Raw genomic sequence first — 24,893 nt, 5'->3', positions numbered from 1 at the left:
CCATGTTCGGTATCAGTTTCAGCGAGCTGCTGCTCGTCGGCCTGGTCGCCCTGCTGGTGCTCGGCCCTGAGCGCCTGCCGGGGGCCGCACGCACTGCCGGGCTGTGGATCGGTCGCCTCAAGCGCAGCTTCAACGCGATCAAGATGGAGGTCGAGCGCGAGATCGGCGCCGATGACATCCGCCGCCAGCTGCACAACGAGCACATCCTGCAGATGGAGCAGGAGGCCAAGCGCATCCTCAACCCCCTGGCGCCACCCGTGCAGCCGCCGGCCAACGCTGAAACGCCTGCCGCACCTGCCGCCGATGCCGCCCCCGCGCAGCCGGCCGCAGCACCACCCTCCGAACCGCCACAACCGCCGCGAGCCCCATGAGCGAGAATCCGGAAACCGACCAGCCGATGCCGCTGGTCTCGCACCTGACCGAGCTGCGCACCCGCCTGCTGCGCTGCGTCGCCGCCATTTTCCTGATCTTCGCCGGGCTGTTCTCCTTCGCCCAGCAGATCTACACCCTGGTCTCGGCGCCGCTGCGCGAGCACTTGCCGGCCAACGCGACGATGATCGCCACCGATGTGGCCTCGCCGTTCCTGACGCCGTTCAAGCTGACCATGATCGTCTCGCTGTTCCTGGCGATCCCGTTCATCCTCCAACAGATCTGGGGTTTCATTGCCCCCGGCCTGTACCGCCATGAAAAGCGCATCGCCATCCCGTTGTTGGTGTCGAGCATTTTCCTGTTCTACGCCGGCATGGCCTTCGCCTACTTCCTGGTGTTCCCGCTGATCTTCGGCTTCTTCGCCAGCGCCACGCCCGAAGGCGTGTCGATGATGACCGACATTTCCAGCTACCTCGACTTCGTCATGACCTTGTTCTTTGCCTTCGGGGTCGCCTTCGAAATCCCGGTGGCGGTGGTGCTGCTGGTGTGGATCGGCGTGGTCGACGTGCAGTACCTGAAGAAGATCCGCCCGTACGTGATCATCGGCTGCTTCGTGGTCGGCATGATCCTCACCCCGCCGGACATCTTCTCCCAGACCCTCCTGGCCGTGCCCATGTGGATGCTGTTCGAGGTCGGCGTGCTGTGCGGCAGCCTGATCCGCAAGCGCAGCCACGCCCATGAAGAAACCGGCAACGACCACAACGACCAGCCGCCTGCGACCCAACCGTGAACCTGTTGCTCCTTGAAGAGGCCGACTTCGTGTCGGCCGACCGTGTTGTCCTGGCCGATCGCCGCTTCACCCATATGCAGGAGATCCATCGCGTGGCGGTGGGCGACAGCCTGCGCGTCGGGCGCATAGGCGGGCTGATGGGCAAGGCCGAGGTCATCCGCCTCGAAGGCCACGAAGCCGAACTGCGGGTGGCCTTCGACCAGCCCCCGCCGGCCAAACTGCCACTGACCCTGGTGCTGGCCGTGCCACGGCCGAAGATGCTGCGCCGGCTGTTCCAGACGGTCGCCACCCTGGGCGTGCCACGGCTGATTCTGGTCAACAGCTACAAGGTCGAGAAGAGTTTCTGGCAGACGCCGTTCCTCCAGCCCGAGACCATCCGCGAAAACCTCATTCTCGGTCTGGAGCAAGCTCGTGACACGGTGCTGCCGGAGGTGATCATCGAGAAGCGCTTCAAGCCCTTCGTCGAAGACCGCCTGCCCGCCATCGCCGCCGAAACCCTCGGCCTGGTCGGGCATCCTGGCCCCTACCCCGCTTGCCCTCGGGCAGTTGAAGGCCCGGTAACCCTGGCGATCGGCCCGGAGGGCGGCTGGATTCCCTATGAAGTCGATCTGCTGGGCAAGGCTGGCCTGGAGCCTGTGCAGTTGGGGGATAGGATCCTGCGCGTGGAGACGGCTGTAACAGCGTTGCTTTCGCGAATTTTCTGACAGACTAGTCAGCTTTTTCCCATCAAGTTTCCCCGCCGTGCGCCGATGCCCTATGCAACAAAACAATAATCCGCACTGCCACGCGCCGGGGAGTCGTCTATGTACCGTTGGTTTGCCCAGTCATTGGGAAATGTAAGCGTCAATCGCAAATTGGGGATCGGCTTCGGCCTGGTGCTGCTGCTCACTCTGGGCATCACCTTCACCGGTTGGCTGGGCATCGACAGCGTCACCAGCCGTGGCGACAAGCTCGGCAACATCTCGGTGATCCACCAGTACACCCAAGACCTGCGTCTCGCCCGCCTGGCCTACGAGCGCAGCCGTGATGACGCTTCCGTGGCCGAGCTGGAGAAGGCCCTGGCCAATCTTGAGCGCCAAGTACAGTTCATGATCGGCCAGATCGAACTGCCCGCCGACCGCCAGCGTCTGGACAAGCAACAGGACGCCGTACGCCAATACCAGCAAGCCTTTGCCGAGCTCAGGCAGGCCGGCCAGCACCGCGAGGCCAGCCGCGGCACCCTGGGCGACAGCGCCGACAAGGCCGCCGACCTGATCGGCAAGGTCCAGCAGCGCCTGTTGCAGGGCGGGGATATCCAGCAGTACCAGGAAGCTGTGCAGGTCGCGGCGCTGCTGCAGCAGGCGCGCTTCCAGGTACGCGGCTACACCTACAGCGGCAAGGCCGAATTCCAGCAGACCGCGCTCACTGCCATCGACCAAGCCCTGACCGTGCTCAAGGCCCTGCCCGCCAGGCTCCCGGCCGAGTTCGCCGCCAGCCTTGGCGATGCCGCCAGCGCGCTGGCCGCCTACCGCGACGCGGTGAACCAGTTCGGTAACGCCCAGGCGGCCAGCGAGCAGGCGCTGACGCGCATGTCCGCACAGGGCCAGGTGCTGCTGGACACCAGCCAGGCAATGACCGTTTCGCAAACCACCGTGCGCGACCAAGGCACCCAGCAGGCCAAGACCCTGCTGGCCGGTGCCACGGCGCTGGCCTTGCTGCTTGGCGTGCTTGCCGCGTTCGCCATTACCCGGCAGATCATCGTGCCCCTGCGCCAGACCCTCGCCGCCGCAGAACGCGTGGCCGGTGGCGACCTGCGCCAGGACCTCAAGGCCGACCGGCGCGACGAGCTGGGCCAGTTGCAGGCCAGCATGCAGCGCATGACCCAGAGCCTGCGCGAGCTGATCGGCGGCATCGGCGACGGCGTGACGCAGATCGCCAGTGCTGCCGAGGAACTGTCGGCGGTCACCGAGCAGACCAGCGCCGGGGTCAACAACCAGAAAGTCGAGACCGACCAGGTCGCCACCGCCATGAACGAGATGGCCGCCACCGTCCAGGAAGTGGCGCGCAACGCCGAACAGGCCTCGGAAGCGGCGCTGATGGCCGACCAGCAGGCCCGCGAGGGTGACAAGGTGGTGGGCGAGGCGATCAGCCAGATCGAGCGCCTGGCCAGCGAAGTGGTCAACTCCAGCGAAGCGATGAACCAGCTCAAGGCCGAGAGCGACAAGATCGGCAGTGTGCTCGATGTGATCAAGTCGGTGGCTCAGCAAACCAACCTGCTGGCGCTCAACGCCGCCATCGAAGCGGCCCGTGCGGGCGAGGCAGGCCGTGGCTTCGCCGTGGTCGCCGACGAAGTGCGCAGCCTGGCCCAGCGCACCCAGCAGTCCACCGAAGAGATCGAGGAGCTGATTGCCAGCCTGCAAAACGGCACCGAGCGCGTGGCCGGTGTCATGGACAGCAGCCGCGCCCTCACCGACAGCAGCGTGGAACTGACGCGCCGCGCCGGAGATTCGCTGGGCACCATCACCCGCACCGTGTCGTCGATCCAGTCGATGAACCAGCAGATCGCCACCGCCGCCGAGCAACAGAGCGCCGTGGCCGAAGAGATCAACCGCAGCGTGATGAACGTGCGCGATATCTCCGACCAGACCTCCGCGGCCAGCGAGGAGACGGCAAGCTCCAGCGTCGAGCTGGCGCGCCTGGGGACTCACCTGCAGGGTCTGGTGGGGCGTTTCAGGCTCTAGACTGCAGCTTGCGGGCTGTAGGCTTTGCCCTTCAGCCCGCAAGGACTTTTCCTACCCTATTTACAGGTCCAGTCCGACGGACTCCCTGCCGATGAGCAAGGGTCATAGCGGCAACATAGCGCTATGGCCATTTCTCAATTGGACGGAGACCTGCCATGTTCGGATACCTTGACCGTCAGCTCGGCAACCTTGGCGTCGGGCTCAAGCTCGCCCTGGGCTTCACCGTGGTGCTGCTGCTCACCCTGGCCACCACACTCAGCGGCTGGCGCGCCCTGGACGGCGCCATCGAGCGCTCGGAGCAGCTCAGCGACATCGGCCAACTCAACGACTTGACCCGAGACCTGCGTGCCGAGCGCATCACTTACCGGGTGCTTGCCGACGACGTCAGCAAGGCCCGCATCGCGACCATCCTGGAGCAGTTGCACGACCGCCTGACCCTGCTGCAACAACGCAGCGGCGTCGATTCGTCGCGGCAGATGCTGAACCAGAAACTGCAGCTGCTGCAGCGCCTGAAGGCCGACTTCGCCATCCTGCAAGGCACCGTGGACAGCCGCGAAGGCTTGCGTGCGGCGATGCAGGCGCAGGCAGGCGTGCTCGAAGCCGTGATCGACGAACTGCAGACCCAGGCCTTGCTCAAGCTGCCCGGCGATGGCCAGCAAGGCAGCGTAGTCGGGCTTATGGATACCCTGGGCCGTCATATCGAGTCCGCCAGCCAGCAAAGCCAAGTGCCGGCCTATACCTACTCGCCCCAGGACAGTTTCGCCAGCATGGGCGATGCCGCGCTGCAGGCGGCGAACGTCAGCCTGGGACAGTTGCTGCGGGCCATTGCCCCACTGGAACTGCCCGCCACATTGACCCAGCGGCCACAGGTGGAATTGGACCGCTATCGCGACACCCTGCGCCAATACCGCGAGGCTGCGCTCAAGGTTGAGCAACTGCAGGACGGCATGGAGAAAATGGGCGACGAACTGCAGGCCGTGAGCCGTGAACTGAGCGAGCGCAAGGTCGAGCAGCGCGACAACGAGGCCCTGGCCGACCGTTCGTTGCTGACCAGCGTGGCCGTGTTGGCGCTGGTGTTCGGCATCCTGGCCGCCTGGCTGATCACCCGACAGGTGACTCAACCTCTGCGGCAGGTGCTGTCCCAGGCCGCGCGCATCGCCCGTGGCGATCTCAGCCAAGTACAGACGGTGCACCGCCGTGACGAGATGGGCCAGCTGCAGACCAGCATGCGCGAGATGACCTTGAGCCTGCGCGAGCTGCTCGGCGGCATCGATCAGGGCGTCGGCCAGTTGTCCAAGGCAGCGGCAGAGCTGGCCTGCGCCAGCGTGGATACGCGCGAGCGCATCAGCCAGCAGCGCGAAGAGACCGATCAGGTGGCCACGGCCATGAACCAGATGAGCGCCACGGTACAGGAAGTCGCGCAGAACGCCGAACAAGCCTCGCTGGCGGCAACCACCGCCGATCATCAGGCACAGCTGGGCGATCAGGTGGTGGCTGAAGCCATCGCCCGCATCGAGCAGCTGGCAAGCCAGATGGACCGCTGCCTCACCGCGATGGGCCACCTGGCCGGTGAAAGCCAGCGCATCGGATCGATTCTAGATGTGATCAAGTCGGTTTCCGAGCAGACCAACCTCCTGGCGCTAAACGCCGCCATCGAAGCAGCCCGGGCGGGGGAAGCAGGGCGTGGCTTCGCCGTGGTGGCCGACGAAGTGCGCGGCCTGGCCCAACGCACGCAGCAGTCGACCGAGGAAATCGAGCTGCTGATCGACAGCCTGCACCGTGGTACCGACGAGGTCACCGGCCTGCTCGACGACAGCAAGAGCCTGACCGGGCAGAGTGTCGAGCTCAGCCGCAAGGCGGGTGCCGCGCTGGGGCAGATCACCGAAACGGTATCGAGCATCCAGGGCATGAACCAACAGATCGCCACGGCCAGCGAGCAACAGAGCGTGGTTGCCGAGCAGATCAACCGCAGCGTGATCAATGTACGTGATGTGTCGGACCAGACCAGTGCGGCCAGTGAGCAGACCGCTGCTTCAAGCGGGGAACTGGAGCACTTGGGGCAGCAGTTGCGGGGCATGGTGGGGCGGTTCAGCCTTTAGGCCTTCCGGCCGTGCGTTCAAATCTCCAGCCCCGGGCTTTGGCTTTGGCTTTGGCTTTGGCTTTGGCTTTGGCTTTGGCTTTGGCTTTGGCTTTGGCTTTGGCTTTGGCTTTGGCTTTGGCTTTGGCTTTGGCTTTGGCTTTGGCTTTGGCTTTGGCTTTGGCGATCAGAAGGTTCCCCCACAGCCCACTAGCGACAGCTGCGTCAGCCCAGGCGCCGCCCGTAACTTCGCGACTTCAGGAGGCCGAACGCAGGTCTTGCGCAGGGAGGTGACGGGCATGGATGCCCGTCAAGCGCTGCGCCCCAGGATGGGGCGTTCAGCGCGGTCCTCCCGGGAGCAAGGCCGGAGTGAGGGAACCCGGAGCGAAGCGGAGGGCCGGATGAATGGAGCGCAGCGTTTTTTGGTTACTTTTTGTCGCGTTTGACAAAAAGTGACTCGCCGGGTGGCGAAAGGGTGACTATGCGTCATTATAGCAAATGAATGCGCTTACAACTGTAAAAACCCACACCAATCGCATTTGACTTTGACTTTGACTTTGACTTTGACTTTGACTTACACAGCGTATGTTTTGAAAGTTATATGCGCATTCATTCGCCATGTCGACGCACAGTCACCTTTTCGCCTTTACGGCGACCTCCTTTTCTCTTGGTGTATGGACTTGAGACATCGCTGACACATGTGCGGGGACATGGTGGACACATTATCGCTTACCGTCGGGGTTGTTGAAGTCGATGGTTCGCAGCTTGTGTTGGCAGAAGTAAACATCAAAATGGTCGGGCCCTTGATCGCTGCGGCGGAGCGCCAATACATAGCCTGCTAGCGCCTTCGCTATCCGAAATGAGCGCTTCTTGAAGCGAAACTGACTGCTGTAGGGTTTCACCAGAATATCGTCGGGACCGTATTCAACGGTCGGTAGACGGCTTGGGAAGGCCCGCCTGCTCATCTGGTAGCGATCTGCCGGCACTTTGTAGCCCAGCTGTTGATGAGGACGCTTGTAGTTGTAAATGCCCCGCCAGAGGTCGAAAGCTTCCTGCGCTTCTCGCAGATCCCGGAAGCTGCGCCCTGTCAGTACCTCGGCCTTGAGCGTCCGATGGAATCGCTCATCCTTGCCATTGGTTTGTGGGTGCCCTGGTCTGCTGAAAGTCAGTCGAATTCCTAGTCGAACCAACCAGATACCTAGCGGTGTGAGTTCTCCAGGATTTCTTGGTGCTCCCCAGGGCGAGCCATTATCCGCGTTGATCTGCACAGGCAGTCCATACCGGCTGAACAGATCGGTCAGGTGCTCCATGACCAACTCTGTGCGCTGATGTGCGCAGGCCTGTATCACAAGGTTGAAGCGAGAGTGGTCATCAATCAGCGTCAGCGGATAACAAGGTCCCTGAGCCGTTTGGAAGAAACCTTTAAAATCGATCTGCCACAGATCATTCGGGGCTTCGCGCTCAAAGCGTGTCCATGGTTTAGCGGCCTCGGATGCCTCTGCGGTGATCAATCCATGCCGATGCAGGACATTGGTTACGGTGCTGGCACAGATTCGCTGATCAAGCAGGTGACTGATCTTTCGGCCACCCCACGTAGAGTGCTCCTTACGGATGGCAATCACTTCCTCTTCTAGCCCAGGCTGAGTCTTGCGAGGGCTGGCGGCCGGCTTTCGAGAGCGCTCCTGCAAGCCGGGCAGGCCGTTCTGTCGAAATCGATTGAGCCATTTGTAACCCGTCTGAGGGCTAATGCCGAACCGGCGGCATAGCTCCCTCATATTAGCGTCCGGGTGATTGGCCAGGTTAACGAACTCTTCTCTCAAGCTCATGGCATCTCTCGCGTTCCAAGGCATGGTCGTATTCCCGGCAGATTGCTTGCCGAAAAGTGTCAACCATGTCTCCGTACACGTGTCCACCATGTGTCCGGTCCATACATCTTGGGAAAAGGAGGCAAAACCGTTCGGCTCCGTTCATCCGGCCCCTACGCTTCGCTCCGGGGTCCCCTCACTCCGGGCTCGCTCCGGGAGGACGCGCCGACGGGCCATCCATGGCCTGATCGGCGCTTGACGGGCATCCATGCCCGTCACCTCCCTGCGCAAGCCCTCCGTTCGGCCTCCTGAAGTCGCAATTTGTGTCGCCTGATCTATCGCGCACTTAGAAGCAAGATCAAGATCAAGATCAAGATCAAGATCAAGATCAAGATCAAGAGAGAGCGTTCTTTAATTGGAGGCTAGAGATATTTCGACAGCCAAGCCTCTCACCAATATATGGCAAGAGGCCTGAACAGTTTGATCAGATATATTGCACCCACGAATTACGCAGGCCTCAAAACCCTCACAAAACTTGCCGCAAGAACGCCTGGGCCCGTGGGTCCTTCGGCGCGGCGAAGAACTGCTGGGGCGGCGAATCCTCCAGCAGCTTGCCATGGTCGAAGAACAACACACGGTCAGCTACTTCCCGGGCGAAGCCCATTTCGTGGGTGACACAGACCATGGTCATGCCTTCTTGGGCCAGGGTCTTCATCACATCGAGCACTTCACCGACCATTTCCGGGTCGAGCGCCGAGGTCGGTTCGTCGAACAGCATCACCTTCGGCTCCATGGCCAGGGCGCGGGCAATGGCCACCCGCTGCTGCTGGCCGCCAGAAAGGCGCGACGGGTACTCGTTGGCCTTCTGCGCGATACCGACCTTTTCCAGCAACGCCCGGGCCTTGGCTTCCCGATCGGCCTTGTTGCGCTTGCGTACCACCTTCTGCGCCAGGCACAGGTTCTCTAGCACGGTCATGTGCGGGAACAGGTTGAAGTGCTGGAACACCATGCCGACTTCACGGCGGTAGGCGTTGATGTCGGTCTTCGGGTCGTCCAGCTGCACGCCGTTGATGGACACATGGCCCTGGTCGAAATGCTCAAGGCCGTTCAGGCAACGCAGGAAAGTGGACTTGCCCGAGCCGGACGGGCCCAGCACCACCACCACTTCGCCCTTGGCGACCTGGGTGGTGACGTTGTCCACCGCACGCACTACCTGGCCGCGGGTGTCGAAGACTTTCAGCAGGTCACGGACTTCAATCACTTTGCGCAAGCCTCCGCTCGAGCCGGCTGGCGATGTGCGACAGCGGCAGGTTGATCAGCAGGTACAGGCCCGCCACGCAGAACCAGATCTCGAAGGTCGAGAACGAGGTGGTGATGGCCTCGCGACCGCTCTTGGTCAGCTCGGTGATGGCGATCACCGACACCAGCGAGGTGTCCTTGACTAGGCTGATGAACTGCCCGGCCAGCGGTGGCAACACGCGCTTGAAGGCCTGGGGCAGGATCACATGGCGCATCGACTGGGCGCCGTTCAGGCCCAGCGAGCGTGCCGCCTCGTTCTGGCCCTTGGCGATCGACTGCACCCCGGCGCGGACGATCTCGGCGACGTAGGCGCCGGTGAACAGTGCCAACGCCGCTACCCCGGCAAACTCCCGGGACAGGTTGAGCACGGTGCCGATGAAGAAGTAGAAGATGAAGATCTGCACCAGCAGCGGCGTGCCGCGCACCAGTTCGACATAGACCGTGGACAGGTCGCGCAGGGTGGGGTTGCTCGACAGCCGACACAATCCGGCGAACAGGCCGATCACCAGGCCCAGGGCGCCGGAGATGACCGAGATCCACAACGTGGTCCAAAGGCCCCAGGCCAAGGGACCAGCGGCCCAGTGACGGGTGACGCCGATGGCATCGCCCTCGGCTACGTCGTCGCCACGGGTCAGCAGCATGCTGTCCTTGGCCACTTCGACGACCTGGGTGTCGCCGCTCTCGTCCTTCAGGGTGACCCGGGCGTTGTCGCCGGACACCACGATTTCCTCGACCGTGCCAGGATTGGCGGCACGCTGGGTTTCCTCGGCCTTGTAGGCGAAGTATTGCGGAACGCGGTTCCAGCGCCACTCGTAGGAAATCATCGAGGTGGCCAGGTACAGGCTGATCGCCAGGCCCACCAGGACCAGCGCGGTCAGCCCGTGCCAGGGCCACTGTGCTTTCTTGTGTTTGATCACGTGGGGTACTTCCGTAAATGCGAACGCGCAGGGCTTGCCTGCGCGTCGAGGTCAGCGCTCGGGTTTTCGACCCGGGCCTTATTCCATTTCCTTCAGCCAATCCTTGCTCTTGAACCACTTGTCGTGGATACGATCGTAGGTCCCGTCATGCTTGATCTGGTGCAGGAAGTTGTTGATGTAGTTGATGCTGTCGTAATCGCCCTTCTTCAGCCCGAAGGCCAGTGGCTCGTAGGTGAAGGGCTCTTCCAGGAACACCAGTTTGCCGGCGCCGGCCTTCTCCACCGCCACCACGTTGTAGGGCGAGTCGTAGACGAAGGCGTCGGCCTTGCCGTTGACCACGTCCATCACCCCTTCCTGCTCGTTGTCGTAGCCGTGGTACTTGGCCTTGCCGATCAGCTTTTTCGCGACCATCTCACCGGTGGTGCCAAGCTTGGAGGTGAGGCGATATTTCTCGTTGTTCAGGTCCTTGTATGACTTGATCTCGCCCGCCAGCTCCTTGCGGATCAGCAGGGTCTGGCCGACGACGATGAAGGGCTCGCTGAAGTTCAGGCGCAGGTTGCGCTCCTGAGTCAGGGTCATGCCGCTACCGATGAAGTCGAACTTGTCGGTCATCAGCGCCGGGATGATGCCGTCGTAGGCGGTGGAGACCATCTCCAGCTTGACGCCCATGGACTTGGCCATGGCCTTGAGGATGTCGACTTCGAAGCCGATGATCTCGCCACGTTTGTTGGTCATTTCGAACGGCATGTAGGTCGGGTCCATGCCCACACGCAGGGTGCCGCGCTTGACCGCGTCATCGATGGCGCCGGCCTGGGCGGTGGCTACCGCGATCAGGGCGGTCGCACCTACCAGCAGTCGCGACAGGTATTTCTTCATCATCACCAAGTCCCCTAGCAAGAAGTACGCAGATTTTTCTTGTAAGCACGGTCCTATAGACCGATGCGTAATGTCGGGACGGATGCTAACGCATGCGAAGGCCGGGACCTAGAGCCGGCGGGGACTTTGTTGGCCAAAAATCGATGAGGGAAAAACAATCGCGGGGCACGTCGGGCCGCCGCATCGCCGCTCCCACGCACCGTTGATACGGCGTGGGAGCGGCGATGCGGCGGCCCGACGTGCCCCGCGATTATCGGTGCGACGCAATCATGCCAGTGCTGGCTGGACCACGTGCTCCGGATGCAGCGGCAGCAACGGCGAGTGCGGATCGTTGGCGATGGAAGCGCGCCATACATCGATCCACGCCGTGTTGTGCCCGGCCCATACCTGCTCGTGCAGGCGCGATAGCGCCACCGGGTCGCTGAGCAGCGCCAGGCGGGTGTTCAGGTCCAGGCCTTGTGGCCCCACTTCCAGCGCTTTGGCCACGCGCTCAACACGCAGCGCCTCGATCGGCGCCGCCTGGCCGTGACGCGCAGTGGCCATGGCACAGGCCAGGGCGTTCTGGCGCGGGTCGACCACGGCCCGGACAAAGCCATCGTGCAGGGCGTGCCAGCGGTTTTCATGGGTGTACTGGTCGGTGGCCAGCAGCTCCTGCGGCGTAGCGTACTCCTCGGGGATGAGGAACAGCTTCTCGTCCTTGGCCGCCAGGCCCAGGCGGGTGCGGCTGGAGATCACCGAGACCGGGATCGACAGCACCAGCGAGCCAACGATCGGCGCCAGCCACCACAGGAAGCTCGGGTTCAACCAAGCCACCAGGCCGGCCCAGGCGATGCCCAGCAGGGTCTGCGGACCATGGCGACGTACCGCCTCGCTCCACGGGGTCGAGTCATCGTCACGCTGCGGCGAGTTCCAGGTCGCGGCCCAGCCGAGGAACGCGGCCAGCACGAAGCGGGTGTGGAAGATCATCCGCACCGGCGCCAGCAGCATGGAGAACAGCATCTCCATCAGCATCGACAAGGTGACCTTGATGCGCCCGCCAAACTCGGTGGCACCCTTGGCCCAGATCAAGATGACGCTGAGCAGCTTGGGCAGGAACAGCAGCACGATGGTCGTGGAGAACAGCGCGATGGCTTTTTCCGGGTGCCACTGCGGCCACAGCGGGTAGAGCTGGAACGGTTCGATGAAGTATTGCGGCTCCATCAGAGTATTGGTCGCCAGCAGTGCGGTCGACAGCACCAGGAACAGGAACCACAACGGCGCCGACAGGTACGACATCACCCCGGTGAGGAACACCGCGCGATGCACCGGGTGCATGCCCTTGACCAGGAACAGGCGGAAGTTCATCAGGTTGCCGTGGCACCAGCGACGGTCGCGCTTGAGCTCGTCGAGCAGGTTCGGCGGCAGTTCTTCGTAGCTGCCCGGCAGGTCGTAGGCGATCCACACGCCCCAACCGGCCCGGCGCATCAGTGCGGCTTCGACGAAGTCGTGGGAAAGGATCGCACCGGCAAACGCGCCCTTGCCCGGCAACGGCGCCAGGGCGCAGTGCTCGATGAATGGCTTCATGCGGATGATCGCGTTGTGGCCCCAGTAGTGCGACTCCCCCAACTGCCAGAAGTGCAGGCCGGCGGTGAACAGCGGGCCGTATACGCGGGTAGCGAACTGCTGCATGCGCGCATAAAGGGTATCCATGCCCGAAGCTTTCGGCCCGGTCTGGATGATGCCGGCGTCCGGGTTGGCCTCCATCAGGCGCACCAGGCTGCTCAGGCACTCGCCGCTCATGACGCTGTCGGCGTCGAGCACGACCATGTACTTGTACTCGCCGCCCCAACGACGGCAAAAGTCGTCGAGGTTACCGCTCTTGCGCTTCACCCGGCGCCGGCGACGACGGTAGAAGATGCGGCCGAAGCCCTTGGTCTCGCGACACACGTCGAGCCAGGCCTGTTGTTCGGCCACGGCGATATCGGTGTCGTTGGTATCGCTGAGCACGAAGAAGTCGAAGCGGTCGAGGTTGCCGCTGGCAGCCACCGACTCGAAGGTGGCGCGCAAGCCTGCGAACACCCGTGGCACGTCTTCGTTGCAGATCGGCATCACCAGCGCGGTACGCGCCTCGGCGGGAATCGGCTCGTTGCCGGCGCTGCTGCCGGAAATCTTGTACTTGTCGCGCCCGGTGAGCAGCTCGAGGAAGCCCATCAGCGCGGTCCAGAAGCCCGCCGATACCCAGCAGAACAGGATGCCGAAGAGGATCAGGATGGACGTCTGCAGCGCATACGGCCACACCTGCACCACGGTGTCCCACAGAGGCTGGTGGATGACTTCGTCGAGGTCGACGAACGACCAGCCCTGGTACGGCAGGATGCCCTTCATGTACCAGCCGGCGACAATGGTCTGCCCGATCATCAAGGTCAGCAGGATGTAGCGGCGGATCGAGCCGACCGTGCGCCAGCGCGCCGGCGGCAGCTCGCGCTTGGGCGGCTGCGGGGCGTTGGTGCGACCGGTCATGCGCCGCCACATGCGGATCAGCACGTTGGTGCGCCACGGCTCGGGCACGACCTTGGTGCGTTTGATCGGTGGGGCGATCTTCAGGCACAGGCGGCCGCTGCCATCGACGCCGAGCATCTCGGCCTCTTCCAATTCGGCGGCGCTGCCTACGGTAAGACGGGCACCCACCGAAGCCTGGACGGCCTCGGCGGTGGCGGCGGCCGGGTTGGCCGCCAGGCGTTGGTGCAGCTCGCTGAACGAAGTGCAACGGGCGAGTTCCGCGCGTTGCTCATCGCTCAGAGGGAGGTGGGCCAGGTACTCGCCAAGCGATTCCGGCCTTGTGCTTGAGTTACTCATCGGCAGGCAACTGATAGCTCCAGGTCTCGGTCAGCACCTTCTCGGTGGTGGCCGGGGCCCCGTTGGTGGATGCCGCGTCGGCGGCGGGTTGCTCGGCAGCCTGCTCGGCCTTGGCTTTCTCAGCCTTGGCGTGGACGTGCTTGGCCGCGGCCTTGTCCTGCTTGGTTTCCTTGGCAGGCTTCGGTTGCTCGACCGGCACGTCACGCAGCAGCGCGGCGCGCATCTCGGTGGACTTCTTCGGATCCTGCACCTTCAGGCGCAGGGTCAGGCGCCAGCCTTTGGTTTCCGGGTTGTAACGCAGATTGTTCTCGACCACTTCGGCGTTGTCGCCGACGCTGACCTGGCTGCGCACGGCGGTGTCCGCCGGCAACGCCGCAAGGTTCGGGCCGATGAAATCGACCAGCAGGGCAACACTACCGTCGGTCTGGCGGATCAGGTTGGACTGCTTGACGTCACCGGCAGAGCGCAGGGTCTGCTTGACCCAGCCCAGCTCCTGCGAGTGCAGCTGGTCTTCCTTGATGGTCCAGCGCAGGCGGTAGTCGTATTCGAACGGCTTGCCTGGCTCAGGCAGTTTTTCCGGGCTCCAGAAGGCCACGATGTTGTCATTGGTCTCGTCGGCGGTCGGAATCTCGACCAGGTCGACGGTGCCCTTGCCCCAATCACCCTTCGGCTCGATCCAGGCACTCGGACGCTTTTCGTACTCGTCGTCGAGGTCTTCATAGTCGCTGAAGGCGCGTTGGCGCTGGAGCAGGCCGAAACCACGCGGGTTCTCGACGCTGAAGTTGCTCACGGCCAGGTGTTTCGGGTTGTTCAGCGGGCGCCACAGCCACTCGCCGTTGGCGGCGTGGATGGCCAGACCTTCGGAATCATGCAGGGCCGGGCGGTAGTTCATGACCTTCGACGGCTGGTTGGGGCCGAACAGGTACATGCTGGTCAGCGGGGCGATGCCCAAACGGCTGACGTTTTCACGCAGGTAGACGCGCGACTTGACGTCGACCAGGGTGTCCTCGCCAGGGCGCAGGGTCAGCTTGTAGGCACCGGTGGAGCGCGGCGAGTCGAGCAGGGCGTAGATCACCAGGTGCTTGTCTTTCGGCTTGGGCTTCTCGATCCAGAATTCGCGGAAACGCGGGAATTCCTCGCCCGACGGCAGTGCGGTATCGATGGCCAGGCCACGGGCCGACAGACCATAGCGGTGGCCTTTGCCGACCACGCGGAAATAACTGGCGCCAAGCAGGGTCATGATCTCGTCCTGCTTGTCGGCCTTGTTGATCGGGTAGAGCACACGGAAGCCGGCATAGCCGAGGTTCTTGGTGGCATCAGCGTCATGGGGCACGTCACCGAACTCGAAGCGGCTCGGGTCGTACTTGATTTCCTTGACCTTGTTGGCGGTGATCTCGTTGATGGTCACCGGCGTGTCGAAGTGCATGCCCTGGTGATAGAAGGACAGCTTGAACGGCGTCTTGTCCTTGGCCCACTCGGCCTTTTCCTGCAGGAAGCGGATCTTCTGGTAGTCGGCGTACTTCATGTCGCGGAACACCGGTGGCAGGTTGCTCTTCGGTGCCTCGAACTTCTGACCGGCCAGATCCTTTGCCTTGGCTGCAACATCGTCCAGATTGAATGCCCACAGCTGGCCCGCGCTCATCAGGCCGACCAGCGCCACGCCGGCCAACAGGGCCTTGCGCAGCCGGATACCGGGGATTCTAGGTGCAATACAGGGGCTTACAATCACGAGCAATCCTCGCCGAAAACAGATCATGAAACCAACGGCCAGCGACAAATGCCGGGTTGGCGAGCACTGTTCGGACCCCGTGAGGGCGTAATGATTCCCCAAACGGATCCTGACAATGCTCGAGTCAAAGTGAAACGAACCTGCGAACGCAGGTTCATGCAGCGCGCGATTATCCAGCAGGTCGCGTTACAACGCATCAGGCTGAACAAACTATTTATCGTACAAAACCCCTTGTTTTCGCCAAACAAAGGGTTTTTTGACCTCATATTTGTAACATAAATGTTACCGGGCCATCATTGACCAGATGCACCTGCATGTCAGCGCCGAAGCGACCACTGGCCACCTGGGGATGCTGACCTTGTGCCTTATTCAAAAGATAGTCGAAAAGCGCCGCGCCAAGGGCCGGTGGCGCAGCTGTCGAGAAGCTCGGGCGCATGCCGTTGCGGGTGTCGGCGGCCAAGGTGAACTGCGAAACCAGCAACAGGCCACCGCCGACATCCTTGAGTGAGCGGTTCATCTTGCCCTGCTCGTCGCTGAACACTCGGTAGTTCAGCAGTTTATGCAGCAGTTTGTCGGCATGCTCGGGCGAATCGCCAGGCTCGACCGCCACCAGCGCCAGCAGCCCTTGGTCGATGGCCCCGACGATCTCCCCCGCCACTTCCACCCGTGCGCCACGCACACGCTGGATCAGCCCTTTCATGCCTCCTCCAGGGGCAGGTCGAGCAGGCGTCGCGCCATCTGGTCGGCCGCGCGTACCAGAGCGTCGGTGATACCCGGCTCGGAGGCGGCGTGGCCGGCGTCGCGGATCACCTTCAACTCACTGTTCGGCCAGGCTTGGTGCAGTTCCCAGGCGTTGTCCAGCGGGCAGATCACATCGTAGCGGCCATGCACGATCACCGCCGGCAGATGGGCGATCTTCGGCATGTCGCGGATCAGCTGATCCTGCTCGAGGAACGCGTTGTTGGTGAAGTAATGGCATTCGATGCGGGCGATCGACAGGGCGCGCTGGGGTTCGGAGAAGCGGTCGACCACCAACGGATTTGGCCGCAGGGTGGCGGTACGGCCTTCCCAGGTGGACCAGGCCTTGGCCGCGTGCATCTGGGCGATCTGGTCGTTGCCGGTCAGGCGCTTGTGGAAGGCCTTGACCAGGTCGCCACGCTCTTCCGGTGGAATCGGTGCGATGTAGTCCTGCCAGTAATCCGGGAACAGACGGCTGGCGCCCTCCTGGTAGAACCAGCTGATTTCCTGCGGGCGGCACAGGAAGATCCCGCGCAGGATCAGCCCATGCACGCGCTCAGGGTGGGTCTGGGCATAGGCCAGGGCCAGGGTGGAGCCCCAGGAGCCGCCGAACAGCACCCATTTGTCGATGCCGAGGTGCTCGCGGATGCGCTCCAGGTCCTCGACCAGATGCCAGGTGGTGTTGTTCTCCAGGCTCGCGTGGGGCGTGGAGCGGCCACAGCCGCGCTGGTCGAAGGTGATGATGCGGTACAGGTTGGGGTCGAAGTAGCAACGGCTCTGGGCGTCGCAACCGGCGCCCGGGCCGCCGTGGATGAACACCACGGGCAGACCTTCCGGCGAGCCGCTTTCATCGACGTACAGCACATGCGGCGCTTCCACGGCCAGATCGTGCCGGGCGTAGGGTTTGATCTGCGGGTAGAGGGTCTGCATCGCGCACTCCGTGTGAGGTTTGGTTCGGCCGTGGGCCATCATAAACCTGAATTGCGCTTTGAGCATGTGTCTAAGCAAGATCATCTTATGTGCAAGGCGCAGACACGGCTCAATAGCATGAGGGACTCAATCAACACGAGATGCCCTCATGCTCGACCCGGCAAACGCTGCAACCTCCGAACCTAGTCTCTATCACCAACTGATCAGCCGCAAGTTACCCGCCTGGCTGATCGACGCTCAGCCGGAGCAACGGCAACTCCTGCGCCAAGCGGCAAGCCAACGCGACCCACAGCTCGAACGCGCATGCGAGGAGAACCCGGCGGTGGCCAAGGCACTGGCGCAAACCTATGGCCAGCACCTGCAGGCCGAAGCCAACCTGAAGACACTTCTGGCGGGCCTGCCACAGCTGGAGCAATACGCCACTGAACTGCTTTCGAACGCGATCCGCCAGCACTTCGACCAGCAGATCGAGGTTTCGACAACCTACCTGATGAATCTGACCAGGGCCGCGGCCATCAGAGAGACGCTGTCCAGCCTGACCAGCGACCCATTCGCCACTTCAGCCCGCGCCCTGAAGCTGGCGACTCAATCCCTGCTGCACAGCGCCCTGCAGAATTTCGAGGCCTTCGAAGCTCGACCTGGGGGCTTGAAAGCTGGCAACAAAGAGTCGGCCATCCTCGACAGGAACGATGTCAGTCCCGTCTCCCAGGCCGTCAGGCTGCCCATCACTGCAGAAGACTTTGCGGCGCTGGCACGTAAGCTGGATATCGGCGGCAAGTACCAGGCGCTGCTCGACGCGCTTGATCCCCCCGCCGACAAGCCAGACTCAGAAGCCGTTCGGACCGTATTCAAGGCTGCCGAAAGCTCTGCATTCTGCTTGCACGTTCACCACGCCTTTTTACTGGGCAAGATCGGCAAAGCCATCCACGATACCCTGCTGAAACTCGCGAGCGACGACAAAGTCGAACATGGCGGGCGCCCTGTGCTGTGTGGCAGCATCACGCTGTTGCACACCACTCTTACCGGCGCAATGACGATTGGAATCGACGCTCGCATCCCAACGGGTGCCGGGCGCTTCCCACCCGGCCCGGTGTATCCCTATGACGGCTGGCTGGTGCTTTACCTCCCAGGCCTCCCCGAGCCGCTGACCTGCCATGCATCCAGGGCCGATGCCGAAGTCTTCCTTGCCAAGCAGTTGCCAGCACTTCGCCAGGCGAGCCACCAGCAACTGATACCCGACCGGCACCGGAGCAGTTTCCTCGACAGACTCACCGACACGCTTGAACCCTATACCTGGAACGCCAGCGGCCAGTACAAGGAACGCCTACCCGCCCCCAACCCCCAGATCAGCCTGCACGTACACCCCTTCACCAGGTCGTGCATGGACGAGCGAGTCACTCAACGGCAGCAGCGCCTGCGCGACGATGGACTGTTCCACGCCGTACCGACGGCAACGATGGACCAGCAGACCGCCCGAAGGCACATGGCCTACTTCGAGGCTATCGCGTTAAATACCCTGAATTTCGCGGGCATGTTCATAGCACCGTTAGGTGCCTTGATGCTCGGTGTGACCGCAGTGCAACTGGTCAACGAAACCTTCGAGGGTATTGGCAGCTGGCTCGACGGGGATCGCGAGCAAGCGCTGCAGTACCTGATGGATGTGATCGAGAACGTCGCCATCATGGCGGCGCTGGCGGCGGCTCACCGTGGCAGTGGCATACCGGTGGTCGAGCGAATATCGGTGCAGACGCCGTCCTTCATCGAAGAGCTCCAGCCCGTCGAGACGCCTGACGGTGAACGCCGCCTGTGGAAACCCGATCTGGCCCCCTTCCACCACGACACAGTACTGCCGGCCGGACTCAAGCCCGACGAATTCGGTTTGATCCACCACGAAGGCAAAACCTGGCTGCCGGTCGAGGACCGGGTGTACTCGCTCAAGCGCGCAGACAATGGGTATCGCCTCGAACACCCTGGCCGCACCAACAGCTACCAACCGACAGCGCTGCACAACGGCGCAGGGGCGTGGCTGCTTCCCACCGAGCAACCGCGTAGTTGGGCCGACATGCGTCTGTTCCGCAGGCTTGGACACCTGCAGGCCAGCTTCGATGAATGTGCCGCCGAGCAGATACTGCGTGTCAGCGGCACCGACGAGCACGTGCTGCGCAAGATTCTGTGTCACAACCAGAGGCTACCGGCGCTGCTGGAGGACACGATGGAGCGTTTTGCCATCGATCAGCACATACAGCAGGCGCTTCCCGAGGCCTCGATCATGGCGCGCAGCGCCGAGTTCAGGCACCGCACCCAGGCAGTCATCGTCCCCCTTTCCTCTCGCGCGGCACTGCTTCGAAGGGTTTACCCGAATCTACCTGTCAGGCTTTGCGAAGAACTGGCGCGCAATGCCTCATACGCCGAACGACGCATGCTGACTGCAGGTAAGGTACCTGGTCGGCTGGCTGGGGAAATTCGGCTCTATCAACAACAGGTGCGGCTGGCCCGTGCCTACGAAGGCCTGTATCTGGATTCCACGCGTAGCTGGGACAGCGACCGCCTGGCCCTGCGCATGCTCGAACGGCTGCCAGGCTGGCCCGAGGACCTGCGGGTGGAGCTGCACCACCGCCAGGTATCCCCGGAACGTATCGACGCTATCGGCCCAAAGAAAACCAGCTCGACCGTATCGATCACCAGTGCCTGGGCAGGCTATCTGGAGACCCCGACGGCCGAGACCCCGGATGAGCAGATTCGCCCCCACGACAGCCTGTACGGCGCAGTGTTCGACGCGCTGACCGACTCACATAAATTGGCGCTGGGTATCGATTCGGCGTCAGCCCTGCAAGAACGGGTGCGGGACGCCCCCCTGCTACCGCGCGCCGAACTGCGCAAAGTGCTCAACATGCAGCCCCCCGTGTTTCGTTCGCCCATGCGCCTGGCCGATGGACGGCTGGGCTACCGCCTGAGCGATGACGGGAAACCTCCAGAACCGCAGAGCAGGAGAAGCTTGTTGTCGCAACTTGACGACTTGAGCTTGGCACCCGAATTCTCCCTATCCTCGGAGCGTGTCTTGGTGGCCCTGGAAAACGCTGGCCGGTCGCCCTCTCAGATACAGGCGCGGATCGATCAATTGCGTGTCGAGCGCCAGGAGCTGCGTCAGAGTTTGGATGAGGCCTTCACCGGCACTAACCAGGTGTTGGCTCTCGGAGCGAGTATCGCCAATCGACAAGAGATCGAAATGGCCCTGTGGCAGCACTGGATTCATAGTGCCGTGCCCGAACTCGACGAATCACCAGGTATTCTGCGGCTTTCCAGGATGTTCATCGCCGAGTTCCCCCGGCAGTTGCCTGCCTTCATCGGTTTACGGGTCAACCGCTTGCAGCTGGACGACATCCTCCTCGATCACTCGCCCGACAGCAGCTTGGCCTGGACAGATTTCGAAGCGCAACTGAGCAATGTCTTCGGGCACTTCCCCAACCTGTCAGCCCTGGAAATCAGCCGTCACCCTGACGCGCTCGCTGGAACCTCGGAGTTCGCCAACAGCTTGCCGCTGATCGTCAGTAGTTTTCCACAGCTTGGTGAATTGAGACTGATCAACCAGAACCTCACACTCTACCCGCTGGACCTCGAACGCTTCGCCTCTCGCACTCAACTGAGCTATCTGGACCTGAGCGGCAATCGCCTTGCTCCACTCACACGCTTCAGCCCCCCGGACTGGTATCTGGATTACCTGGGCCTGGAGCGTATGGCACTGGAACACTGGCCGGACTGGCTTGACGCGGTGGCCCTGGAACGAATCGGCACCTTGTCGCTGCAACACAACAACCTGACCCGTGTCCCGACGCTGTTACTGGAAAACGCCGAAAGCGAGAGCACGCACACCCGTATTCTGCTCGATGGCAATGCCATACGCCCGGCGCAGTTGCTGGATTTGCACCACAGCCAGGCAAGCCTGCGTCGCCGGTTCGTTTTCAGCCTGGGGCACAATCTCGTCATCGAGCAGTATCAAGCGCTGCGCGACACCCTGTACCAGTGGAGCATGGCCTCCACGTCCACGTCGGTGCCTGACGGCCAAACGGCAAACGCTCGATCGAGAGTCGCCCAATCTACTCTCGACTTCTGGGAACGCCGTGTCCGTGACGACTCCCTGAGCCCCTGGCACCTTGATGACTTCAGTGTTGAACACTTCCCACCTTCACTGCCGGAGTTCTTCATCCGCTGCGCCGATATTGTCCGACTGACCCGCATGCAGGGCACGGCAGAGCAGCTTGACCGGTGGCTTGAGCGTTTCACACACATCACCCATTTGACCCTCGACGGCCATGCCCGGCCACTTTCGCGCCTACCCGAGGCACTGACCCGGCTGCCTGCGCTCAGCCGCCTGAGCGTCATAAACCAGGGCCTGGAGATCGACAATCAGGCGATGCGCGTAATCGCACGCATACCCGCCTTGAGGGAACTAGACATCTCTGACAACCGGCTGAACCCGGAATTGCGCAGCCTCAATGGCATGGCCCCACGCCTTGATCGCCTTGCTCTGCGCAACATGGGGCTGGAAAGCTGGCCGGCCTGGCTGGACAACCTGATGCCCAGATACACCTTGGACCTGCGGGAAAACCGCCTGACTACCCTGCCCCAGACGATTCTCGAAAACCCGCCAAGCACGTTCGGCAGCACTGCCATCCTGTTGACCGGCAACCCGTTGACCCCCGCGACGATGCGCGCAGCGCACCTGTCACAGCGCTACGACCGGACCTTCACCTTCGACATGGACTTGCCCTTCGACATTCTCAGCGCGTCGCCAATGGGCATCGAGCCAGGTGTCGCATTCGGCAGCTCGCTGGGCAGCCTCGGTAGTACGGGCAGCACCGGCAGCTACCATCGCCATGGCTTTGCCCCCTGGACGCCGATGCTAGAACTGGATGCCAGCCCTTGGCTGGAGGGTGCCGGCAGCTTGCACCACTCACGGGACGCGCAGTGGCAGCAAATTCGCCAGGCCGGTGATGCGGACAACCTGCTGCAACTGATCACCCAGCTGACAACAGCCGTGCCCTATCGCAACACCGACACCAGGCCAGCCATCATAGAGCGTGTCTGGCGTGTCCTGGCAATGGCAGCGAACCAGCCAGATGAACGTGAGGTGTTCGATGCGATTGCTGCCGAGGCCATCCGCGAAGGCACCTGCCCGGACGGGATCTTGCTGCAGTTCCAGCAGGTCGAGCAGATGCACATGATTGCCCAGACCGCCCTGGATACGACCGGGGCGGGTCGCGAGTCGCGCCTCTATCGTTTGCTGCGCCGCCATTTCCGCCAAGAGCGCCTCGATGAAATTGCCAGCGCCAGGTCACTGCACCAGGATGCCGCCGAAGTCCGCCTGGCTTATCGGCGTCTGCTGGCCTCGCGCCTGGATCTGCTGAGCCCGGCTGACGAAATGATGTTCGCTGCCGACGTGAGTTCGGCAGATGCCACGGATGCTGCGTTACGAATATGGGAGGCTGAGGAGGGGGAGGAGTTTCTGACATTCGCCGGCTACACGCCGTTCTGGGTCGATTACCTGCGCGAGGTCTACGCTGGCGATTTTGAGCGGATCGAAACGAAGTTCCAGAGCGCAGTGAACAACCTGCAATACGACCAACCAGAGGCCAGCCTGGATGAACTGGAGGCGCCGACCCGCGCGCTGGAGGCTCTGCGCGAGCGACAAGAGGCAAACCTGATCGCCGAGCTGACCCAGCGCATTCGCGCCGAGCACCACTAGCCGCAAGCCAGCGCCCGCAGCTACGGCGCTGGCCATTGCTGCATGTTAGCGCCCGTAGCGCTCACGCCCCCATTGCAAGGTGGCTTCCAACAGGCGGCGCAAGACCGACTGGGTGGGTTGTGCCAGTTGCTCGCGATAGGTGAAAGGCTCCACTTCATCCATGTAGGTGCTCTGCGCTAGCTCCAGTTGCACTGCATGGATGTTGTTCGCCGGATCGCCGTAATGCCGGGTGATATGCCCACCCTTGAAACGGCCATTGAGCACATGGCTGTAGCCCTGCGCCTCAGCGCATACGCCCTCCAGCCGTTGAGCCAGCTCCGGGTCGCAACTTGCACCGTTGAAGGTGCCAAGGTTGAAGTCCGGCAGCTTGCCGTCGAACAGGTGCGGAATCAGCGAGCGGATCGAATGGGCATCCCACAACAGGGCGTAGCCGAAGTGGTCATGCAGACGCTCCAACTCGTTGCGAATGGTGTCGTGGTAAGGGCGCCAGATCTGCTTCAGGTACTGTTTGCGCTGCTCGCCTGTCGGTTCCAGCCCGTCCTTGAACAGCGGCTCGCCATCGAACAACGTGGCCGGGTACAGGCCGGTGGTGGCACCGGCATACAGCGGCTTGTCGTCATCCGGCCGATTCAGGTCAATGACGAACCGCGAGTACTCCGCCGCTACCACGCTGGCGCCCAGGTCACGAGCGAAGGTATACAAGAGTGGGATATGCCAATCGGTGTCCGGCAGGCTGCGGGCCCGGTCTACCAGACCGTCGCGCACGGCATCGGTGAGGCCAAGCCCGGCGTGGGGCATGCTGATCAGCAGGGGCAGGCGGCCCTGGTGGAAACTCAAAACCTTGTCCATGTCGCCTCGCTCAATTGGATATCTCGTGACCCATGCGCACCACGCGCTTGGGCAGGTCGCCGCCAAGCCAGTAGCTGAGGTCGGCCGGGCGTTCGATCTGCCAGGCGATGAAATCCGCCACCTTGCCCACTTCCAGCGAGCCATGGCTGTCGCCCAGCCCCAGGGCCGTGGCGGCATGCACGGTGACGCCGGCCAGCGCTTCCTCGGGGGTCATGCGGAAACAGGTGCAGCCCATGTTCAGCATCAGGCGCAGCGACAGCCCCGGCGAGGTGCCAGGGTTGAGGTCGCTGGCCAGGGCGATCTTCACGCCGTGCCGGCGCAGGGCGTCCATCGGTGGCAACTGGGTTTCGCGCAGGAAGTAGAACGCCCCCGGCAACAGCACGGCAACAGTGCCGGCCGCAGCCATGGCCATGGCGTCTTCCTCGGTCATGAACTCCAGGTGATCGGCCGACAGCGCCTGGTAACGGGCTGCCAGGCTCGAGCCATGCAGCGACGACAGTTGCTCGGCATGCAGCTTGACCGGCAGCCCCAGCTCGCGCGCCTTGATGAAGAGGCGCTCGACCTGGGCCGGGGAAAACGCCAGGTGCTCGCAGAAGGCATCCACCGCGTCCACCAGCCCCTCGGCGGCCAACGCCGGGAGCATCTGCTCGCAGATATGGTCGATGTAGTCGTCCGCTCTGCCCGCGTATTCCGGAGGCATCGCATGGGCGGCCAGGCAGGTGCTGCGCACGGTCACCGGCAACTCCTCGCCCAGGCGGCGGGCGACGCGCAGCATCTTGCGCTCGTTCTCGAGATCCAGGCCATAGCCGGACTTGATCTCGATCGTGGTCACGCCGTCGCGCATCAGTGCCTGAACCCGCTGGCGGGCACTGCCCAGCAGCTCGTCCTCACTGGCCGCGCGGGTGGCCCGCACGGTGCTGGCGATACCGCCGCCCTGGGCAGCGATCTCGGCATAGCTGACGCCCTGCAGGCGCTGCTCGAACTCGCCGCTGCGGTTGCCGCCGAACACCGCATGGGTGTGGCAGTCGATCAGCCCGGGGGTGACCCAGGCGCCGCCAAGATCGACGACGCGGTCGGCCGTGACCGACGGCATGTCAGCGCGGGTGCCGATCCACTCGATCAGGCCGGCGCTGGTGACGATCGCCGCGTCCTCGATGACCGCGTAGCGACCACCGGTCATGGTCGCGGCGTGGCAGTGCTGCCAGAGGGTTCTCAT

General features: G+C 63.0%; 16 protein-coding genes and 2 pseudogenes. 8 read left to right on the top strand and 10 right to left on the bottom strand.

The genetic code is table 11. The annotated features are described in order from the left end of the window. Positions 1–2 precede the first annotated feature (2 nt). From tatB to KHO27_RS26630, 7 genes and pseudogenes are all read left to right on the top strand, one after another. On the top strand, positions 3–371 hold the full coding sequence (tatB, locus tag KHO27_RS24145) for a Sec-independent protein translocase protein TatB (RefSeq protein WP_110702138.1): 369 nt from the start codon (positions 3–5) through the stop codon (positions 369–371). After that, positions 368–1,159 carry a twin-arginine translocase subunit TatC gene (tatC, locus tag KHO27_RS24140; RefSeq protein ID WP_023632588.1) on the top strand — a complete coding sequence of 264 codons (792 nt, stop codon included), beginning with the start codon at positions 368–370 and terminating at the stop codon, positions 1,157–1,159. The genes tatB and tatC overlap by 4 nt, the downstream gene beginning before the upstream one ends. Beyond that, positions 1,156–1,863 (top strand): 16S rRNA (uracil(1498)-N(3))-methyltransferase, encoded by a 708-nt coding sequence (locus KHO27_RS24135; RefSeq protein WP_110702140.1) that lies wholly within the window; start codon positions 1,156–1,158, stop codon positions 1,861–1,863. Before tatC ends, KHO27_RS24135 begins: the two co-directional genes overlap by 4 nt. Before the next feature lie 99 nt (positions 1,864–1,962). Beyond that, positions 1,963–3,024 (top strand): annotated as a pseudogene (locus KHO27_RS26645) (methyl-accepting chemotaxis protein); the annotation flags it as partial. Continuing rightward, positions 3,007–3,879, top strand: a complete 873-nt coding sequence (locus tag KHO27_RS26640; protein ID WP_404940931.1) for a methyl-accepting chemotaxis protein — start codon at positions 3,007–3,009, stop codon at positions 3,877–3,879. The pseudogene KHO27_RS26645 and the gene KHO27_RS26640, both read left to right, overlap by 18 nt. Positions 3,880–4,034: 155 nt before the next feature. Beyond that, positions 4,035–5,123, top strand: a pseudogene (locus tag KHO27_RS26635) (methyl-accepting chemotaxis protein); the annotation flags it as partial. Further along, a complete protein-coding gene (locus tag KHO27_RS26630; RefSeq protein WP_371918101.1) occupies positions 5,106–5,978 on the top strand; it encodes a methyl-accepting chemotaxis protein in 873 nt (290 codons plus the stop codon). The pseudogene KHO27_RS26635 and the gene KHO27_RS26630, both read left to right, overlap by 18 nt. A 700-nt stretch (positions 5,979–6,678) precedes the next feature. On the opposite strand, the gene KHO27_RS24120 is transcribed toward KHO27_RS26630, so the two are convergent. The 8 genes from KHO27_RS24120 to pip all read right to left on the bottom strand — a co-directional run bounded on the left by KHO27_RS24120 (position 6,679) and on the right by pip (position 17,085). Continuing rightward, entirely contained in the window at positions 6,679–7,806 is a 1,128-nt protein-coding gene (locus KHO27_RS24120; RefSeq protein WP_214500897.1) for an IS481 family transposase, read from the bottom strand. A 481-nt stretch (positions 7,807–8,287) separates the two neighbouring features. After that, on the bottom strand, positions 8,288–9,022 hold the full coding sequence (locus tag KHO27_RS24115) for an amino acid ABC transporter ATP-binding protein (RefSeq protein ID WP_110700378.1): 735 nt from the start codon (positions 9,020–9,022) through the stop codon (positions 8,288–8,290). Next, a complete protein-coding gene (locus tag KHO27_RS24110; RefSeq protein ID WP_102685492.1) occupies positions 9,015–9,977 on the bottom strand; it encodes an amino acid ABC transporter permease in 963 nt (320 codons plus the stop codon). The genes KHO27_RS24115 and KHO27_RS24110 overlap by 8 nt, the downstream gene beginning before the upstream one ends. Positions 9,978–10,055: 78 nt before the next feature. Then, positions 10,056–10,853: a transporter substrate-binding domain-containing protein gene (locus tag KHO27_RS24105; RefSeq protein WP_173862488.1), complete on the bottom strand. Its 798-nt coding sequence runs from the start codon at positions 10,851–10,853 to the stop codon at positions 10,056–10,058. Positions 10,854–11,120: 267 nt separating this feature from the next. Beyond that, a complete protein-coding gene (gene mdoH / locus KHO27_RS24100) occupies positions 11,121–13,688 on the bottom strand; it encodes a glucans biosynthesis glucosyltransferase MdoH (RefSeq protein ID WP_110700376.1) in 2,568 nt (855 codons plus the stop codon). Then, the gene (locus KHO27_RS24095) at positions 13,681–15,417 is read right to left on the bottom strand and encodes a glucan biosynthesis protein G (RefSeq protein WP_214500896.1); all 1,737 of its coding nucleotides are present in this window, start codon (positions 15,415–15,417) and stop codon (positions 13,681–13,683) included. The genes mdoH and KHO27_RS24095 overlap by 8 nt, the downstream gene beginning before the upstream one ends. A 262-nt stretch (positions 15,418–15,679) precedes the next feature. Then, the gene (gene dtd / locus KHO27_RS24090) at positions 15,680–16,117 is read right to left on the bottom strand and encodes a D-aminoacyl-tRNA deacylase (protein ID WP_110700372.1); all 438 of its coding nucleotides are present in this window, start codon (positions 16,115–16,117) and stop codon (positions 15,680–15,682) included. Further along, positions 16,114–17,085, bottom strand: coding sequence for a prolyl aminopeptidase (gene pip, locus KHO27_RS24085; protein WP_046853900.1), 972 nt, complete (start codon positions 17,083–17,085; stop codon positions 16,114–16,116). Before pip ends, dtd begins: the two co-directional genes overlap by 4 nt. Before the next feature lie 148 nt (positions 17,086–17,233). Between pip and KHO27_RS24080 the strand changes: the two genes are divergently transcribed. After that, positions 17,234–22,828, top strand: a complete 5,595-nt coding sequence (locus KHO27_RS24080) for an NEL-type E3 ubiquitin ligase domain-containing protein (protein WP_214500895.1) — start codon at positions 17,234–17,236, stop codon at positions 22,826–22,828. 45 nt (positions 22,829–22,873) lie between these two features. Here KHO27_RS24080 and hutG read toward each other — a convergent pair whose 3' ends face one another. Beyond that, positions 22,874–23,677: an N-formylglutamate deformylase gene (gene hutG / locus KHO27_RS24075; protein WP_110700368.1), complete on the bottom strand. Its 804-nt coding sequence runs from the start codon at positions 23,675–23,677 to the stop codon at positions 22,874–22,876. 10 nt (positions 23,678–23,687) lie between these two features. Further along, the gene (gene hutI / locus KHO27_RS24070) at positions 23,688–24,893 is read right to left on the bottom strand and encodes an imidazolonepropionase (protein WP_214500894.1); all 1,206 of its coding nucleotides are present in this window, start codon (positions 24,891–24,893) and stop codon (positions 23,688–23,690) included.

This window comes from Pseudomonas sp. RC3H12, from assembly GCF_018596375.1.
Lineage (GTDB): Bacteria > Pseudomonadota > Gammaproteobacteria > Pseudomonadales > Pseudomonadaceae > Aquipseudomonas.
The sequence above is the reverse complement of the archived record's forward strand: the minus strand, read 5'-3'. Positions and strand labels throughout refer to the sequence as shown.

Excerpts from the sequence above, each read along its gene's own strand:
- tatB (WP_110702138.1), top strand. The coding sequence starts at position 3 with ATGTTCGGTATCAGTTTCAGCGAGCTGCTGCTCGTCGGCCTGGTCGCC.
- tatC (WP_023632588.1), top strand. The coding sequence starts at position 368 with ATGAGCGAGAATCCGGAAACCGACCAGCCGATGCCGCTGGTCTCGCAC.
- KHO27_RS26640 (WP_404940931.1), top strand. The coding sequence starts at position 3,007 with ATGCAGCGCATGACCCAGAGCCTGCGCGAGCTGATCGGCGGCATCGGC.
- KHO27_RS26630 (WP_371918101.1), top strand. The coding sequence starts at position 5,106 with ATGCGCGAGATGACCTTGAGCCTGCGCGAGCTGCTCGGCGGCATCGAT.
- KHO27_RS24120 (WP_214500897.1), bottom strand. The coding sequence starts at position 7,806 with ATGCCTTGGAACGCGAGAGATGCCATGAGCTTGAGAGAAGAGTTCGTT.
- KHO27_RS24105 (WP_173862488.1), bottom strand. The coding sequence starts at position 10,853 with ATGAAGAAATACCTGTCGCGACTGCTGGTAGGTGCGACCGCCCTGATC.
- mdoH (WP_110700376.1), bottom strand. The coding sequence starts at position 13,688 with ATGAGTAACTCAAGCACAAGGCCGGAATCGCTTGGCGAGTACCTGGCC.
- dtd (WP_110700372.1), bottom strand. The coding sequence starts at position 16,117 with ATGAAAGGGCTGATCCAGCGTGTGCGTGGCGCACGGGTGGAAGTGGCG.
- pip (WP_046853900.1), bottom strand. The coding sequence starts at position 17,085 with ATGCAGACCCTCTACCCGCAGATCAAACCCTACGCCCGGCACGATCTG.
- KHO27_RS24080 (WP_214500895.1), top strand. The coding sequence starts at position 17,234 with ATGCTCGACCCGGCAAACGCTGCAACCTCCGAACCTAGTCTCTATCAC.
- hutG (WP_110700368.1), bottom strand. The coding sequence starts at position 23,677 with ATGGACAAGGTTTTGAGTTTCCACCAGGGCCGCCTGCCCCTGCTGATC.
- hutI (WP_214500894.1), bottom strand. The coding sequence starts at position 24,893 with ATGAGAACCCTCTGGCAGCACTGCCACGCCGCGACCATGACCGGTGGT.